A 16,380-nucleotide genomic window follows, 5' to 3' on the forward strand; every position below is an offset into this window, starting at 1 on the left:
AGCAGTCCTCCGAGCAATCAGCATCTGGCTGACAGCTTTAGGAGACACGCCCTAGGACTGCCTGGGCGCCTCACCAAGGCACCAACGACGGCGGGACCTGGCTCCCGCCGTCGTCCGCGTCTTTTGTGCCGGGCCGGTATGGGGTCAGATCTCGTAATCGAGCGGGGCCGGCTGGCCGTAGCTTCCGCCGTGGTAGAGCAGCGGCGAACCGTCGCCGCCCACCTGGCCATCCACCACCTGGACCACCACGACGGCATTGTTTTCGAAGGACAGCCGCATCTGCACTTCGCCGATGAGCCACCCGGCGACGTCCTTGAGGATGGGCACGCCGCGGGGGCCGATCTCCCAGTGGTTGCCTTCGAACCTGTTGCCGGGGCGGGCAAAGCGGGCCGCGAGCTCCTGGTTTTCCAGGCCAAGCATGTGCACGCCCAGGTACTGCGTGTTGGCGACGGCGGGCCACGACCGGGAACTGCGCGCCATGTTGAAGGTGAAGCGGGGCGGCTTGGCGGACAGGGAGGCCACGGAGGTGGCGGTGAAGCCGTAGGGCTCGTCCTGGTAGTTCACCGTGATGATGGCGACGCCTGCGGCGTGGCGACGGAACATCTCCCTGAAGGTCTGCTCGAACGGCGCGCTGTTGTCGGTCACCGGAACTCCTGGCAATAAGTGGCGTATCTGTTCCTCCAAGCCTATGGGGCTTCGGGCCGCGGCGGTAAAAACCGGCAGCAGCAACTCCCTGCGCCGCGCCCGGTGCCCACCGGAAGCTGGCGAAACCTTTGTTAAGGTGTGGTGCATGACCAACTCTGTCCGGGCCGCGCGGCCGCGGCTTCCCTGGCCCCTGCTGTTCGTCCCCGCGGCGGCGGGAATCCCTGCCGGCATCCTGTGGTGGGTGCTGGCGCCGGGCGGCCTGAACCTGATCACCCGGGACGCCTCCCTGGCTTCGGGAAGCAACCCCGTGGTCTGGCTTCCACGCGACCTGACGCTCGCCGGGCTCATGGTGCTCGCAGGCTGCCTGCTGGCGGTGTTCCTGGCTGACGGTAAACACGCAGATCCGCAGGCGGCACTGCTGATGGGACTGGGAGGGGCCCTGGCCGGAAGCATCACCGCCTGGCTGGCCGGTCTCCTGGCGGCACAGCTGTGGGGCCCGGCGGCGGACCCTGCCGCCAACGCCAGCGTGGCTTTCTCCCTGCGCGCGTGGCCTGTCCTGCTGCTGTGGCCCGGCGCCACCGCCCTGTCCGTCTTCGTCCTGGAACTCATGCCCCTGCTCGGCCGGAAGTCCGGTGATGGCGCTTCCGGAACGTCCGGCGGCTTCAGCCCCGTAAAATAGACCGGTGACCATTTCTTCGGAGTTCCCCGCCCCCGCGACAGCCGCCGTCGACTTCCGCACCATTGACCTTCGCGGCCGCAGCATGAGCCTCGCCGCCCTCCGCGCCGCCGTCCCGCGCGCCCAGGGCCAGACCATGGCGGACGCCGAAGAAAAAGTCCTGGACATCATCTCCGCAGTGCGCGGCCGCGGCTTTGCCGCCCTGGCCGAGCTGGCCCGGACGTTCGACGGCGTGGAGCAGGACCACCCGCTGGTCCCCGCGGAGGCAATCGCCGGCGCCCTGGCCGGCCTGGACCCCGCCGTGCGGACCGCGCTGGAGGAATCGATCAGCCGGGCACGGAAATTTGCTGACGGGCAGCGGCCCCGGAATGTCGACGTCGAACTCGGCGACGGCGCCGTGGTCAGCCAGAACTGGGTTCCCGTGGCGCGCGTGGGACTCTACGTCCCCGGCGGCCTTGCCGTCTACCCGTCCTCGGTGATCATGAACGTTGTCCCCGCACTGGCCGCCGGTGTGGAGTCCATCGCACTGGCCTCGCCCCCGCAAAAGGCGTTCGGCGGACTGCCGCACCCCACCATCCTCGCGGCGGCGGCGCTGCTCGGGATCACCGAGGTCTATGCCATCGGCGGCGCGCAGGCCATTGCGGCCTTCGCCTACGGGGTGGACGGCAACGCCCACGGGCCGTCGCTGGAGCCGGTGGATGTGGTGACCGGTCCCGGCAACATCTTCGTCGCCACGGCCAAGCGGCTGGTCAAGGGCGTCGTGGGGATCGATTCGGAAGCCGGAACCACCGAGATCGCCGTCCTCGCCGATGACTCCGCCCAGCCGGCGCTTGTCGCCGCCGACCTGGTCAGCCAGGCCGAACACGACCCGAAGGCGGCCTCGGTGCTGATCACCGATTCCGAGGACCTCGTGAACGCCGTGCGCGCCGAACTCGACCGGCAGGCGGCCACCACCAAGCACGCCGCACGGGTCCGCGAAGCGCTCTCCGGCCCGCAGTCCGGCGCTGTCCTGGTGGACGGCCTGGAACAGGGAATCGCCGCCTGCGACGCCTACGCGGCAGAGCACCTGGAGATCATGACCCGGGACGCTGCAGCGGTGGCGGCCCGGATCCGCAACGCCGGTGCCATTTTCGTGGGCGACTACAGCCCGGTCAGCCTTGGCGACTACTGCGCAGGCTCGAACCACGTGCTGCCCACCAGCGGCACCGCCGCCTTCTCATCGGGCCTGAACGTCACCACGTTCCTGCGGGCCATCCAGGTCATCAACTACAGCAAGTCGGCCCTGGCTGAGGTCAGCAGCCACATCGTCAACCTTTCCCGGGCGGAGGACCTCCCTGCCCACGGAGACGCTGTCACGGCCCGGTTCCCGGAAACGCCCTAGCTACTACATGTAGTAATTACAGGATTGTTATTCCCCCAGATATGGCCGTAAACTGAAAGACGCCACGGAATCGCCCCACGGCGGTGCCGGTGGCCTGACCAAAGCTGCGCACCACGAGCGAGAAGGGGGAACGCCATGTACTGCCCGTTCTGCCGCAATCCCGATTCCCGCGTGGTGGACAGCCGGATGGCCGACGACGGCTCAGCGATCCGCCGGCGCCGCCAGTGCCCTGAGTGCGGCCGCAGGTTCACCACGGTCGAAACCACCAGCCTGTCCGTGATCAAGCGGTCCGGCGTGGGGGAGCCCTTCAGCCGCAGCAAGGTCATCAACGGCGTGCGGAAAGCCTGCCAGGGCCGGCCGGTGAGCGAGGACGACCTCGCCCTGCTCGCGCAGGAAGTCGAGGAACAGATCAGGGCCTCCGGGGCGGCCGAAATCGACGCCCACGAGGTGGGGCTCGTGATCCTTGGCCCGCTGCAGAAGCTGGACAAGGTGGCCTACCTCCGCTTCGCCAGCGTCTACCAGGCTTTTGAATCGCTGGAGGACTTCGAAACCGCTATTGCGCTGCTCCGCCACGAAGCCGAGGATGAGGCCAAGGGCACGCCCGGCGGCGCAAAGAACGCCGACAAGAGTTCCGAGAAGAGCCCCCTCTAGACTCCGGTGGCGGCAGCGGAGGGGAAGCCGCAGCCGCCACCGGCACCAGCGTTACTTCGCCAGCTTGTGCTGCAGGGCGATTTCCAGGGCCGCACCCACGATGCCAGCCTCGTTCCTCAGCACCGCGGGCACGATCGGCGTGCGGAGCTTGAGGTTGGGAAGGTATTCGTCGGCGCGCTTCGAGATGCCGCCGCCCACGATGAACAGTTCGGGTGAGAACAGGAACTCGACGTGCGAGAAGTAACGCTGCAGCAGCACGCTGTACTCGTCCCACGACAGTCCGTCGCGTTCCCGCGCCACAGCTGACGCCTTGGTTTCGGCGTCAAAACCGTCGATTTCAAGGTGGCCCAGCTCGGCGTTCGGCACCAGCTTCCCGTCGAAGATGAAGGCTGAGCCGATGCCGGTGCCCAGGGTGATCACGAGGACGGTGCCGGACACGCCGGCGCCGGCGCCATAGCGCGCCTCGGCCAGGCCTGCGGCGTCGGCGTCGTTGATGACTTCCACCGGCCGGCCCAGGCGGGCGGTGAGGAGACCGTCGATGTCCGTCTCCAGCCAGCTCTTGTCCACGTTGGCCGCCGAATGGACCACGCCGTGCTGGATGATTCCGGGGAACGTCACGCCCACCGGCGAACCGGCCGCAGGCGCCTCCGGCCGGGCTGAGAGTTCCGCCACCACCAGGGCCACGGCTTCTGCCACTGCCTCGGGAGTGGCCGGCTGCGGCGTGGGCACGCGGAAGCGGTCACCCAGGAGCTTGCCCTTCTTCAGGTCGACAATGCCGCCCTTGATACCCGTTCCACCGATATCGATGCCGATCAGGGGTTCGTTCTTGTGCGGCTTCTCGTCGTTCTTGGCCAATGCGGTTTCCGTTCGTGACAGGGGCGGGCGGGAAAAGGGGCGCATCCGGGCGCCCTGGGTTTGGGTTCTTCGTGGTGAACCCGTTCTGCGTGCCGGGGCCGGCTTGCCGGCCCCAGGCGCTGGCTCAGGGAAGGGTCAGGATTTCCGCGCCGGTCTCCGTGACCAGCAGCGTGTGTTCGAACTGTGCGGTGCGCTTGCGGTCCCTGGTAACCACGGTCCAGTCGTCACCCCACATGTCCCATTCAACCGTGCCCAGCGTGAGCATGGGTTCGATGGTGAACACCATCCCGGCTTCGATCACCGTGTTGTAGGCAGGTGCGGCATCGTAGTGCGGAATGATCAGTCCGGTGTGGAAGGCCTCGCCCACGCCGTGGCCGGTGAAGTCGCGCACCACTCCGTAGCCAAAGCGCTTGGCGTAGGACTCGATGGCGCGGCCGATGATATTGATTTCACGGCCCGGGGCCACCGCTTTGATGGCCCGGTTCAGGGATTCCCGGGTCCGTTCCACCAGCAGCCGGGATTCCTCGTCCACGTCACCGACCAGGAACGTGTAGTTGGTGTCCCCGTGGACCCCGTTGATGTAGGCCGTGATGTCGATGTTCAGGATGTCGCCGTCCCGGACCACGGTGCTGTCCGGGATGCCGTGGCAGATGACCTCGTTCAGCGACGAGCACAGCGACTTGGGGAAACCGCGGTAGCCGAGGGTGGAAGGATAGGCATGGTGGTCGAGCAGGAATTCGTGCCCCACCTTGTCCAGCTGGTCGGTGGTGACACCGGGCTGGATGTGCTTTCCAACTTCCACGATGGCCTGGGCCGCGATCTTTCCCGCGACCCGGATCTTCTCGATCGTCTCGGCGGATTTGACCTCGGATCCGGTGAACTTCGCGGGGGCGGGCTTGCCGACATACTCCGGACGGGGGATGGACGCCGGAACGGGACGCTGCGGGCTTACGGCTCCGGGGGTGAGGGTGCCGATGGGTGCAGTCGAGGCAAGGGAAGGCATAGATTGATCATATAAGGCACCGCAGAACGCCCAACAACCGACAGGCGGCGAAGACCCGCCGCCTGGTTTAAGTTACGTGGCCCACCCGCGGCGCCCCGACGGAACGAGGAGCAACGATGACCGAGTATTGGTTCAACGTCAACACCCACGAAGTGGAAGAGGACCGGCTGTCGGACTGGAGCCAGCTCATTGGCCCGTACAAGACCAGGGCGGAAGCTGAGCATGCGCTGGAGAAAGTGAAGGCGCGCAACGAGGCCTGGGAGAAGGGCGACGACGACTGACGGGCAGGTGCCCGGTTAGAACGAGTGCTCCGGGCCGGGGAACTGCCCGGACCGGACATCCTCGCCGTACGCGGTGGCAGCGTCCAGGAGGGTGCTGCGCAGGTTTGCGTACTGTTTGACGAACTTGGCCATCCGGCCGCCGCGCAGGCCGGCCATGTCCTGCCAGACCAGCACCTGGCCGGTGGTCGCCTTGCCGGCGCCGATGCCCACGGTGGGAACCTCGACCGCCGCGTCGACCGCTGCTGCCGTCTCGGCCGGAACCATTTCCATCAGCACGCAGAACGCGCCGGCATCAGCCAGGGCGCGGGCGTCCTCGACAAGCCGCTGGGCGTCGTCGCCGCGGCCCTGGACCCGGTAGCCGCCCAGTGCGTGCTCGCTTTGCGGGGTGAATCCGATGTGCGCCATCACCGGAATTCCTGCCTGCACCATCGCGCGGACCGTGGGGGCGTAGTACTTCCCGCCCTCGATCTTCACCGCGTGGGCCAGGCCCTCCTTCAGGAAGCGGACGCCGGCCGAAACCGCCTGTTCGGCGGAGACTTCGTAGCTGCCGAACGGAAGGTCGGCCACCACCAGGGCGCGCTTGGCGGAACGGGCCACGGCGCGGCACAGCGGGAGAAGCTCATCCACGGTGACCGGCAGGCTGGTCTCATTGCCAAAGACATTGTTCGACGCCGAGTCGCCCACCAGGAGCACCTCAATGCCGGCAGCGTCAAAAATCTCCGCCGTGTACTGCTCGTACGCGGTGAGCATCGCGAACTTGGTGCCGTCCCTCTTGGCCTGCTGCAGGTGGTGGATCCGGACCTTGGCCGGCTTCCTTTCGGCAGCGGCTGCCGGAACCTGCCCGGGGCCACTGCCGTAGGGAGCGGAAACGTCGGCGGACACGCTGGAGTCGGAACTGTTGCTGGAGGCCATGGGATGAGCGTAATGCGGTACCCGCCGTCCTAGCTACCGCCGCCGGCTGCAGTGAAGGTGATTAGCGTCATAAGCCGGCCCGGGCGACCCCTGGACCGGGCCAGGAACCCGGGCAGGCCGCGTCCGCGGACGGCCGCCGAGGTTAATGCTGTGTTACGCGCCGCGCAGGCTCAAGCATCGGCGCCGAATGCTTAGTACAGTGTTGATGAACTGCTGCCGGCTTCCCCTGTGCGGGGCCCCGCAGCATGGACGTTGACCGGAGAAGAGGCCATCATGGACCGCCAGCAAGAGTTTGTCCTGCGCACAATCGAAGAGCGCGACGTACGTTTCGTGCGCCTGTGGTTCACCGACGTCGTGGGATCGCTGAAGTCCGTGGCATTGGCTCCGGCCGAGGTGGAGGGCGCCTTCGAGGAAGGCCTCGGCTTTGACGGGTCCTCCATTGAAGGCCTCGCCCGCGTTTTCGAGTCCGACATGCTGCTGCAGCCCGACCCGGCCACCTTCCAGATCCTGCCGTGGCGCGGCGAGACGGAACAGACCTCGCGGATGTTCTGCGACATCCTCACTCCCGACGGCGAACCCTCGGCCGCCGACCCCCGGAACGTCCTCAAGCGCACGCTCGCCAAGGCCGCGGACATGGGCTTCACCTGCTACACGCACCCGGAGATCGAGTTCTACCTGCTCAAGTCGCAGGAGCCGGGCCCGAACGGGGCGCCGGTGCCGGTCGACGAGGGCGGCTACTTCGACCACGTGCCCGGCGGCGTGGCCCAGGACTTCCGCCGCACGGCCGTGACCATGCTCGAATCGGTGGGCATCTCCGTCGAGTTCAGCCACCACGAGGCCGGCCCGGGCCAGAACGAAATCGACCTCCGTTACGCAGACGCCCTGCAGACCGCGGACAACATCATGACGTTCCGCACCGTCATCAAGGAAGTGGCGCTGCAGCAGGGCACCTATGCCACGTTCATGCCCAAGCCGTTCACGGACCACCCAGGTTCGGGCATGCACACCCACTTCTCCCTGTTCGAAGGCGACACCAACGCCTTCTTCGAGGCAGGTGCTGAGTTCTCGCTCTCCAAGACCGCCCGCCAGTTCATCGCCGGCATCCTCAAGCACGCCCCCGAGTTCACGGCGGTGACCAACCAGTTCGTCAACTCCTACAAGCGGCTCTGGGGCGGCGGCGAGGCACCCAGCTACCTCAGCTGGGGGCACAACAACCGTTCGGCGCTGGTCCGCGTGCCGCTGTACAAGCCGGGCAAGGGCCAGTCGGCGCGGATCGAATACCGTGGCATCGACTCGGCGGCCAACCCCTACCTGGCCTACGCCGTCCTGCTCGGCGCCGGCCTGAAGGGCATCGAGGAAGGCTACGACCTGCCCGCAGCCGCCGAGGATGACGTCTGGTCGCTCAGCTCGGCCGAACGCCGCGCCATGGGGCACGATCCACTGCCTGCCAGCCTGCACGACGCCATCCGGTCCATGGAGGATTCCGAGCTGATGCCGCAGATCCTGGGCGAACAGGTCTACGAGCACTTCCTGCGGAACAAGCGCGCCGAATGGCAGGACTACCGGCTGCAGGTGACCCCCTACGAGCTGCAGCGCAACCTCGGCATCCTCTAGGCGGCGGGCGTGAGCCTGGCGCGCCGCCTCATCGCGGCCGGATTCAGCGACCTTGAAAAAGGCGAGCGGTTCCTGGCTGCCCGCGAACTTGAGGGGCTCGACCAGGACAGGCTGTTCGCCGGCCTGCACCTGGCCGCCAGCCCTGACACGGCGCTCCAGTCCCTGGTCCGGCTGATCGAAAAGCACCCGCAGCTGCGGGACCTGGCTGTGGCCGATCCCGAGGCGAGCGAACCGCTGTACCGGGTCCTTGGGGCCTCCGAGGCGCTGGGGGAGTTCCTGATCCGGCACCCCGAGCACCTGGACGCCTTCGAGGTCCGCGCCAGCCCTGAGCCGCTGCCGGCCGACCCCGGGATGCTGCGTGCAACCCTCCTCAATTCGGTGGGCGCAGATCCGCGTGCCGTGCGGCCCGTCGCCGCCGCCACCGGCCCCGACGCCTATGGTGCCCTGCGCACGGCCTACCGGCGCGGCGTCGTGGACCTCGCCGTCAAGGATCTCTGCGCGGCGGACCCGCTGGATTTCATGCCGTCCGTGGGCGGTGAACTGGCCGACCTCGCCGGGGCCGCCATCGAGGCAGCCCTGGCCGTGTCCCGCGCCGAGGCAGCGGAGCAGTACGGCGCCGCGGACGTGGCGGAGGTGGGCCTGGCCGTGATAGGCATGGGCAAATGCGGGGCGCGCGAGCTGAACTACATTTCCGACGTCGACGTCATCTACGTGGTGGACCCCGGCGGCCTCGAGGACGCGCAGGCCAATACCATCGGAACGGCGCTGGCCAGCGGCATCTCGCGGGCCATCTCGTCCGTGGCCCGTGAACCTGGCCTGTGGGAGGTGGACGCCAACCTTCGGCCGGAGGGAAAGTCCGGCCCGCTGGTCCGGACCCTGGCCTCGCACCAAACGTATTACGACCGTTGGGCCGAAAGCTGGGAATTCCAGGCGCTGCTAAAGGCGCGGACCATTGCCGGCGACGCGGAGCTGGGCCGCAAGTACGAGGAAGCCGTGGCGCCGCTGATCTGGAACTCGGCGGGCCGCGAAGGCTTTGTCGAGTCCGTGCAGGCCATGCGGCGGCGGGTCACCGAGTACATCCCGCCGGCCGAAGAGCACCGGCAGATCAAGCTTGGCCGCGGCGGCCTGCGGGACGTCGAATTCACCGTCCAGCTGCTGCAGTTGGTGCATGGCAAGGCGGATGAGACATTACGACGGCGGGACACCACCTCGGCGATCGCAGCGTTGTCGGCGGGGGGTTACATCGGCCGGTCGGACGCCGCCGCGCTGGACACCGCGTACAGGTACCTGCGCCTGCTGGAGCACCGGATCCAGCTGTTCCAGCTGCGCCGGACCCACCTCATGCCCGTGGCCGAACCGGCGCTGCGGGCACTGGCCAAAGCCGTGCTGGGTCCGTTCTCCAACGAGCGGCCGCACCCCGATGCGCTCCTGTCCGCCTGGCAGAAGACCAAACGCTCGGTGCGTGAGCTGCACGAGCGCATCTTCTACCGGCCGCTGCTGAATACGGCGGCGAAGCTCAGCAGCGAGGACGCCAAGCTGACGCCGGAAGCCGCCGAAGGCCGGCTCGCTGCCCTCGGGTACCTGGACCCCAAGGGGGCGATGCGGCATATCGAGGCGCTGACCGCCGGCGTCAGCCGGCGCGCCGCCCTGCAACGGCAGCTGCTGCCCATCCTGCTTGACTGGCTGGCGGAGGGCGTGGATCCCGACGCCGGCCTGCTGGCCTTCCGCCGCGTCAGCGAGGCCCTGGGAACCACGCACTGGTACCTGGGCATGCTCCGCGATTCCAACGCCGCCGCCGAGCGGCTGTGCCACATGCTGTCCAACTCCCGGCTGATCGCGGACCTGCTGGAGGTATCACCGGAATCGGTGTCCTGGCTGGGCCACGACAAGGACCTGGTGCCAGTCGACTTCCAGGCGCAGTGGCAGGAGATCACCTCCAAGATGTCGCGCCACGAGGACCCCGGGAGCGCGATGCGGCTGATCCGGCTGATCCGCCGGCGCGAGATCCTGCGCATCGCGGTGGCCGATTCGGCAGGCCTGCTGGATCAGGACCAGGTGGGCAGGGCACTGGCGGACACCGACCGGGCCGCGGTCCTGGGCGCACTGCGGGTGGCTGAAGGGATCGTGTCCGCCAACGGGCCGCTGAAGACGACGGTGCTGGTGGTGGCAATGGGACGCCAGGGCGGCCAGGAGATCGGCTACGGCTCCGACGCCGACGTCATGTACGTCCACCGTGCGCTGCCGGGCTACTCCGAAGCCGAGGCGCAAGAGCAGGCCGCCCGCATCGTGGCGAAGGTCTCCAGCCTCCTGACCCAGCCGCTGAAGCCCGCCATCATGGCCGAACGCGTCCTCCAGATGGACGCCGACCTGCGGCCGGAGGGAAAGAACGGGGCGATGGTCCGTTCCCTCGAGTCGTTTGCCGAGTACTACCGGCGCTGGTCCCTGGTCTGGGAGGCCCAGGCGCTGCTGCGGGCACGCCCCATGGCAGGCGACGACCGGCTGGCCGCCGACTTCATCAAACTCGTGGATCCTATCCGCTACCCGGACACGGTTTCCGAGCAGGATGTCCGGGAGATCAGGCGCATCAAGGCCCGGGTGGAGTCAGAACGGCTGCCCCGCGGCGCGGACCCCGCCCGGCACCTCAAGCTGGGCCGCGGGGGCCTGAGCGACGTTGAGTGGCTCATCCAGCTGCTGCAGCTCCAGCATGCAGGCAAGCACCCGGAGCTTCGCACCACGTCCACCGTGGAAGCCCTGGAAGCCGCCGCGGAACTGGGCCTGCTGGCTGCACCGGATGCGGCACTCCTGGCACGGGCCTGGCGCCTGGCGAGCCGGATCCGGTCCGCCAACGTCATCTGGAGCGGTAAGGCCTCCGATCTGCTGCCGTCCTCCCGTCGGGACCTTGAGGCCGTGGCGCGCTGGTGCGGCTATGAGCCCGGCAACGCCACCACGCTGGAGGAGGATTACCTGCGGGTGAGCCGCCGTGCACGGGCGGTGTTTGAACGTGTCTTCTACGGGCAGTGACCACAGCACCGGCGCGCCGGTCTGGCTGATTCCACTCCGGGACCTGGACGGCGACGCCTGTGCCGTCCAGCTCGGTGCCGTTGCGGAGCTTGAGCTGGCACCCGGACAGGAACGTTTCGTGGGCGATCCGCTGCGGATGGCCCTGGCGGGTTTATCCGAACCCGCGCGGCGGCCGTACGTGATTGAGTCGGCCGGTGCTGCCGTCGGCGTGCTGACCCTGCAGGCCGGCGCGGCGAGGCTGGCCGGCTGGCCGGACGACCTCTCCGCCTGGCTGCTGCGGGGGTTCCTGATCGACCGGCGGCACCAGGGCTCAGGCCTGGGGACACGAGCGGCCGCCGCCGCCGCGGAGGCCGCTCTCAAACTCACGATGAGGCACTGCAGTGGGGAGTCCGGCGTCGTACTCTCCGTCAACGAAGCCAACCCGGCCGGCCTCGCCGCCTACCGCCGCGCCGGCTTCGTTGACTGCGGCCCCTACACGGGCGGGTCCGCCGGGCCGCAACGGACCATGTTCCGCAGCTTTCCCCGCACCGCACCGGCGTAACGCATCGGCCGGCATTGCACTCGGGAACCGTTTGCCCGATTATGTGGATTGGCGGTGTTCTCCAACCTTGTTGGGGGGAAGGCTGGGCAGAGTCTTCGTCTCGGGGGGCATTCGTCAGGGGGTCCGGCTCCCGGTCTCAGCACGTCAGGAGCCGGGCCCCCGCCTTTATGGCCTCAGTCCGCAGCCTGGTGGCCCGGACAACGCGAAAGGCGGCCACCGGAGGGTTCCGGTGGCCGCCTTTCGCTGATCAGCTGGCCTGTCAGGCAGGCAGCGGACTAGACGCCGTAGTAGAGCTCGAACTCGTAGGGGTTCGGGCGCAGGGACAGCGGGCGGATCTCGTTCTCGTACTTGTACTCGATCCAGGTGTCGATCAGGTCCTGGGTGAAGACGCCGCCGGCCTGCAGGAACTCGTTGTCCTCGCGCAGGGCCTCCAGGGCTTCCTCAAGCGTGCCCGGAGCCTTGGGGATGTCCTTGGCCTCCTCGGCGGGCAGCTCGTAGAGGTCCTTGTCGATCGGAGCCGGGGGCTCGATGCGGTTGCGGATGCCGTCGATGCCGGCCATCAGCTGGGCAGCGAACGCCAGGTACGGGTTGGAGGAGGGGTCCGGAGCGCGGAACTCGATGCGCTTGGCCTTGGGGTTGGAGCCCGTGATCGGGATGCGGATACCGGCGGAGCGGTTGCCCTGCGAGTAGACCATGTTGACCGGGGCTTCGAAGCCCTTGACCAGGCGGCGGTAGGAGTTCACCGTGGGGTTGGTGAAGGCCAGGACGGCGGAGGCGTGCTTCAGCAGGCCGCCGATGTACCAGCGGGCGGTGTCGGACAGGCCGGCGTAGCCCTTCTCGTCGTAGAACAACGGCTCGCCACCGTTCCAGAGCGACTGGTGGCAGTGCATGCCGGAGCCGTTGTCACCGAAGACGGGCTTGGGCATGAAGGTCACGGACTTGCCCCAGGCGTCGGCCGTGTTCTTGATGACGTACTTGAACTTCTGCAGGTCGTCAGCGGCGTGGGTCAGGGTGGTGAACTTGTAGTTGATCTCGGCCTGGCCGGCGGAGCCAACTTCGTGGTGGCTGCGCTCGACCTCGAGGCCGGCCTCGTCCAGGGCAACACACATGGCGTCGCGCAGGTCGGCCTGCTTGTCCGTCGGGGAGACCGGGAAGTAACCGCCCTTGACCGGGGTCTTGTAGCCCAGGTTGCCGCCCTCTTCCTCGCGGCCGGTGTTCCAGTGGGCTTCCTCGGAGTCGATCTTGTAGAAGCTGCCCTCGGGGGAGGACTTGTACTGGACGTTGTCGAAGACGAAGAACTCGGCCTCGGGAGCGAAGAACGCGGTGTCGGCGATGCCGGTGGATGCCAGGTAGGCTTCAGCCTTTTCGGCAACGCCGCGGGGGTCGCGGTGGTAGGGGTCGCCCGTGCGGGGGTTCACGATGGAGAAGTTCAGCGCGAGGGTCTTCTCCATGCGGAAAGTGTCCAGGAACGCGGTGGTGACGTCCGGGATCAGCTGCATGTCGGACTCGGCGATGCCCTGGAAACCGCGGATGGAGGAACCGTCGAAGAGCTGGCCGTTGACGAAGAAGTCGGCGTCAACACTCTTGGCGGGGACGTTGAAGTGCTGCTGGACGCCCGGAAGATCGGTGAAGCGGATATCGACGAACTTTACATCTTCGTCCTTGATGAACTTGAGGACTTCGTCCGCAGTCTTGAACATCTATGCTCCTAACGCATATGTAAATATCTGGCTCGCAAGCCATCTGGTCCAGCGCAATCCAAAGGCAGGGAGAACGCGAGGTTTTCCCTGCTGCGTGTACCTGCCGGGGATTTGCTTGAAACTGCTAACAGCCTATGGATCCGGCATTTCCCGTCCGTGTCCGCATTGTTTCGGGCAGGTTACAGAATGCCCTGCTATGGCAACGCTATCGCCGGTCCACAGAGTGGTCCAACCCCATCCACAGTGTGGGCGCCTCCACCTCCCGCCTGGCCGGTAGGCTTGGATGGTGGTAGATCGCAAAGACATTGGTTCCTGGCTCAGTGGACCGGATACCTCCGGCATCTCCAAGTATCCGGGGGAGCGGCTGGGCCTGCCGGAATCCGGGCCGGGCTCCATCGCGCGGGCCGGGCGCAGGATCGCGGCGATCATGATCGACTGGGGCATAGCACTGCTGATCAGCAACTTTGCCTTCGGCGGTGACTCCTGGGCAACCCTTGGGGTCTTTGCCATCGAACAGATCCTGCTCGTGGGGACCCTCGGCTACAGCATCGGCCACCGCGTCATGGGAATCGCGGTGGTGCGGCCCGGCGGCGGCACACCCGGACCCCTCGCGGCGCTGGTGCGGACGCTGCTGCTGTGCCTGGTGGTGCCGGCAGTGATTTTCGATCCCGACCAGCGCGGCCTGCACGACAAAGCCATGAACACGCTCCTGATCCGGCGCTGAGGCGCCCCCGGGATTTACGTTCCGGGCCCTTCCTGAGGCTGGCTCCGCCGCCGGAACGACCGTGCATTGGCCAGCACCACGCCCCCGATCACGATGGCCCCGCCGACGATCTGCGCCGCGGTGTGGACCTGGCCGCCGAGCATGGTCAGTACCGCCGTGAAGACGGTGATGAGGTTGAGGAACACTCCCGCCCCGCCTGCCGGCAGCACCGTCAGGGCCCTGTTCCACAGCAGGTATGACAGGACCGACGGAAAGACCGCGATGAACAGCAGGGATGCCAGCGCGGAACCTGTCGACGGCAGGGTCAGCCCGCCCGTAGCGGCCCGGACCGGGGCGAGCACGGCCACTGCCACCGCGGCCTGGACGGCGGTGGCAGTGATGGGAGGAATCTTTGGTGCCAGGCGTCCGGTCACCGTGTATGCGGTCCAGACGGCGATCGCCCCCGCCATGAGGGCCTCGCCGGTCCCGAAACCGGTGCTGAACAGCCTGCCGATGTTCCCTCCACTGATGACAATCAGCACACCTGCCAGTGCCGCGAGGACGCCGGCCGCCGCCGTCACGGTCAGCCGTTCGCGCAGGAAAACGGCGGCAGCCAACGTGATGAGCGCAGGGTTGAAGGCGTTGATCAGCGATGCACTAAAAGCGCCGGTGTGCTCCAAGGCGAAGTAGAGGAGCAAGTTATAGCCGAGCAGCCCAAACACGCTCAGCGCCGCCAGCCACGGCAGCGCGGCGAACACTGACCGCCAGCTCGGCCGTTCCACGAGCTGCGCAATCACGAGCAGCGGCACCACAGCCAGCGACCACCGCAGGAACACCAGGCTCAGCGGGTCGATGTCCTGGACCGCACCCGCCCCGACGACGTAGTTACCGGCCCAGAACAGGGTTGCCCCCAGCAGGGAGAGCACTGCCACGGTCCGCCGGCGGCGCTGCCCACGGCCACGCGCCGCTGTCGCCGCCACCCCCGGTTTAACGGTTCCCACCTGCAACCTTTCCCGTCCGGAGTGCCGCACCTAGGCGCGGCTCGACTCCAACTCCACTGCTGTGTCCGCGCCGAGATGGCCGCGGCGCCCGGCCCACCGCTCGAACCAGATGGTGGCAAAGGGGAAGACGGCGGAGACACCGGCCAGGACGGCAACGGGGAAGGGCCAGCGCTGGACACGCCACAGGGTCAGTGCGGCCAACGCGTAGCCAACGAACAATGCCCCGTGGACCGGGCCGGCCACCTGGACGCCGACCTCAGTGGTGCCGGCGATCCATTTGAAGTACATCCCCGTGAGCAGCGCCGCCCAGCTGAACGCTTCAGCGACGGCGAGGATCGGGAAGGCGCGGAGGACCGTTGTCCGCAAGGCCATGGTTACACGTCCTGTCGTTGTTGATGCCCGGGGGGAAGGACCGCCGCCGGGTCGGGGACAAGAAAAAGCGCCCCGTGCCCGGCATTGCCGGCGCCGGGGCGCTTGTTCCTAGCGTCCGCGGTTGGGACGCGCTTTGTAGGGATCGATGCCCTTGGGAATGGGGAGCCGGGTGCCCATGGACGCGATGCGCTTGGACACCGTGCTGACCTCCAGCTTGGTCAGTTCGTTCTTCATCTTGCCCATCTGCTTGGCCACTTGGCTCAGCGGCACCTGGCCTTCACCGTGGCCGGTCTGGATGGTGTGCACTGGAACGTTGGGCAGGATGCGCGCAAGGCGCTTGCGTTCGGCATCGAGCAGCGGCTTGACCCGGTGGCTGGGGCCTTCACTGACAAGGACGACGCCGGGACGTCCCACGGCGCGGAACACGGCATCCTGGGTGCGCGGGTTGACAGCCACAGGCTGTTCCTCAGTGATCCAGCCGCGGCGCAGCGTGCCAAGGGCAGCGCCCGAGGCGCCCGGCTGGTTTTCGATCTGGGCAAACGCCGCACGCTCGGCACGGCGCGACAGGATGAACGTGGCCGCCAGCAGGCCCAGCGGAATGCCAATGATCAGGCCGGTAATCCAGTTATCCAGCCAGAAGCCCACCAGGAAGCTCACGGCCACAACGCCCAGGAAGACCAGGAGCATCAGCCAGGGGACCATGGGGTCGTGGCGGCGGGTCATGGTGAAGACCTCGCCGATCTGCTTGAACCGGCTGGGCTTTTTAGCCTTTGCTTCCTTCGGCTTGCGCGTGAACAGGCCGCGCTTCACCGCGCTGGAGCCCGCGGGGGTGGAGTTGCTGGAGTCAGGGGATTTCGCCATAGTGCCTCAATTCTACGTGACTTAAAGCAAAGGGCCGGACGCCGGATTCTTCCGGTGTCCGGCCCTTGTTGCGGCTTCCCCGGGCTCAGGAATGGGCGGCGAGGACGCTGGCGGCTTCCTGGCGGGTGGTGCCGGAGTCCTGGATGCCTTCGGCGATGTGGGC

General features: G+C 67.5%; 16 protein-coding genes. 8 read left to right on the top strand and 8 right to left on the bottom strand.

Translation table 11 applies throughout. From position 1 onward, the window contains the following. Window positions 1–144: 144 nt before the first annotated feature. A complete protein-coding gene (locus tag ACYSM9_RS20940) occupies window positions 145–645 on the bottom strand; it encodes a flavin reductase family protein (RefSeq protein WP_461858874.1) in 501 nt (166 codons plus the stop codon). Window positions 646–790: 145 nt separating this feature from the next. Here ACYSM9_RS20940 and ACYSM9_RS20945 point away from each other — a divergent pair, with 145 nt between their 5' ends. The 3 genes from ACYSM9_RS20945 (at window position 791) to nrdR (ending at window position 3,353) form a co-directional block, all read left to right on the top strand. After that, entirely contained in the window at window positions 791–1,324 is a 534-nt protein-coding gene (locus ACYSM9_RS20945) for a hypothetical protein (protein WP_461858875.1), read from the top strand. 4 nt (window positions 1,325–1,328) lie between these two features. Then, complete coding sequence (hisD, locus tag ACYSM9_RS20950) at window positions 1,329–2,702, top strand: histidinol dehydrogenase (RefSeq protein WP_461858876.1); 1,374 nt, start codon at window positions 1,329–1,331, stop codon at window positions 2,700–2,702. Between the two features lie 135 nt (window positions 2,703–2,837). After that, complete coding sequence (nrdR, locus tag ACYSM9_RS20955) at window positions 2,838–3,353, top strand: transcriptional regulator NrdR (RefSeq protein ID WP_461858877.1); 516 nt, start codon at window positions 2,838–2,840, stop codon at window positions 3,351–3,353. Between the two features lie 51 nt (window positions 3,354–3,404). Here the strand turns inward: nrdR and ppgK are convergent, their stop codons facing one another. Beyond that, window positions 3,405–4,208 carry a polyphosphate--glucose phosphotransferase gene (gene ppgK, locus ACYSM9_RS20960; protein WP_461858878.1) on the bottom strand — a complete coding sequence of 268 codons (804 nt, stop codon included), beginning with the start codon at window positions 4,206–4,208 and terminating at the stop codon, window positions 3,405–3,407. A 124-nt stretch (window positions 4,209–4,332) separates the two neighbouring features. Then, a complete protein-coding gene (gene map / locus ACYSM9_RS20965; RefSeq protein WP_461858879.1) occupies window positions 4,333–5,211 on the bottom strand; it encodes a type I methionyl aminopeptidase in 879 nt (292 codons plus the stop codon). 116 nt (window positions 5,212–5,327) lie between these two features. On the opposite strand from map, the gene ACYSM9_RS20970 reads away from it, so the two are divergent. Continuing rightward, window positions 5,328–5,492, top strand: coding sequence for an SPOR domain-containing protein (locus ACYSM9_RS20970; RefSeq protein ID WP_461858880.1), 165 nt, complete (start codon window positions 5,328–5,330; stop codon window positions 5,490–5,492). 15 nt (window positions 5,493–5,507) lie between these two features. Here the strand turns inward: ACYSM9_RS20970 and panB are convergent, their stop codons facing one another. Beyond that, the gene (gene panB / locus ACYSM9_RS20975) at window positions 5,508–6,404 is read right to left on the bottom strand and encodes a 3-methyl-2-oxobutanoate hydroxymethyltransferase (protein ID WP_461858881.1); all 897 of its coding nucleotides are present in this window, start codon (window positions 6,402–6,404) and stop codon (window positions 5,508–5,510) included. A gap of 273 nt (window positions 6,405–6,677) precedes the next feature. Between panB and glnA (ACYSM9_RS20980) the strand changes: the two genes are divergently transcribed. From glnA (ACYSM9_RS20980) to ACYSM9_RS20990, 3 genes are read left to right on the top strand one after another with little or no spacing between them, the layout of a single operon-like run. After that, on the top strand, window positions 6,678–8,018 hold the full coding sequence (gene glnA, locus ACYSM9_RS20980) for a type I glutamate--ammonia ligase (protein WP_461858882.1): 1,341 nt from the start codon (window positions 6,678–6,680) through the stop codon (window positions 8,016–8,018). Window positions 8,019–8,027: 9 nt separating this feature from the next. Then, the gene (locus ACYSM9_RS20985; RefSeq protein ID WP_461858883.1) at window positions 8,028–11,039 is read left to right on the top strand and encodes a bifunctional [glutamine synthetase] adenylyltransferase/[glutamine synthetase]-adenylyl-L-tyrosine phosphorylase; all 3,012 of its coding nucleotides are present in this window, start codon (window positions 8,028–8,030) and stop codon (window positions 11,037–11,039) included. Continuing rightward, window positions 11,020–11,580 carry a GNAT family N-acetyltransferase gene (locus ACYSM9_RS20990; RefSeq protein ID WP_461858884.1) on the top strand — a complete coding sequence of 187 codons (561 nt, stop codon included), beginning with the start codon at window positions 11,020–11,022 and terminating at the stop codon, window positions 11,578–11,580. The genes ACYSM9_RS20985 and ACYSM9_RS20990 overlap by 20 nt, the downstream gene beginning before the upstream one ends. Before the next feature lie 275 nt (window positions 11,581–11,855). Here the strand turns inward: ACYSM9_RS20990 and glnA (ACYSM9_RS20995) are convergent, their stop codons facing one another. Next, window positions 11,856–13,280 (bottom strand): type I glutamate--ammonia ligase, encoded by a 1,425-nt coding sequence (gene glnA, locus ACYSM9_RS20995; protein ID WP_221387522.1) that lies wholly within the window; start codon window positions 13,278–13,280, stop codon window positions 11,856–11,858. Window positions 13,281–13,566: 286 nt separating this feature from the next. Between glnA (ACYSM9_RS20995) and ACYSM9_RS21000 the strand changes: the two genes are divergently transcribed. After that, complete coding sequence (locus tag ACYSM9_RS21000) at window positions 13,567–14,004, top strand: RDD family protein (protein WP_461858888.1); 438 nt, start codon at window positions 13,567–13,569, stop codon at window positions 14,002–14,004. A gap of 14 nt (window positions 14,005–14,018) precedes the next feature. On the opposite strand, the gene ACYSM9_RS21005 is transcribed toward ACYSM9_RS21000, so the two are convergent. From ACYSM9_RS21005 to ACYSM9_RS21015, 3 genes are all read right to left on the bottom strand, one after another. Continuing rightward, window positions 14,019–14,984 (bottom strand): DMT family transporter, encoded by a 966-nt coding sequence (locus tag ACYSM9_RS21005; protein WP_461858885.1) that lies wholly within the window; start codon window positions 14,982–14,984, stop codon window positions 14,019–14,021. A gap of 30 nt (window positions 14,985–15,014) precedes the next feature. Further along, window positions 15,015–15,356: a DUF3817 domain-containing protein gene (locus tag ACYSM9_RS21010; protein ID WP_461858886.1), complete on the bottom strand. Its 342-nt coding sequence runs from the start codon at window positions 15,354–15,356 to the stop codon at window positions 15,015–15,017. 108 nt (window positions 15,357–15,464) lie between these two features. Further along, window positions 15,465–16,217, bottom strand: coding sequence for a DUF4191 domain-containing protein (locus tag ACYSM9_RS21015; RefSeq protein ID WP_461858887.1), 753 nt, complete (start codon window positions 16,215–16,217; stop codon window positions 15,465–15,467). Window positions 16,218–16,380 lie beyond the last annotated feature (163 nt).

This window comes from Arthrobacter sp. C152, from assembly GCF_054890965.1.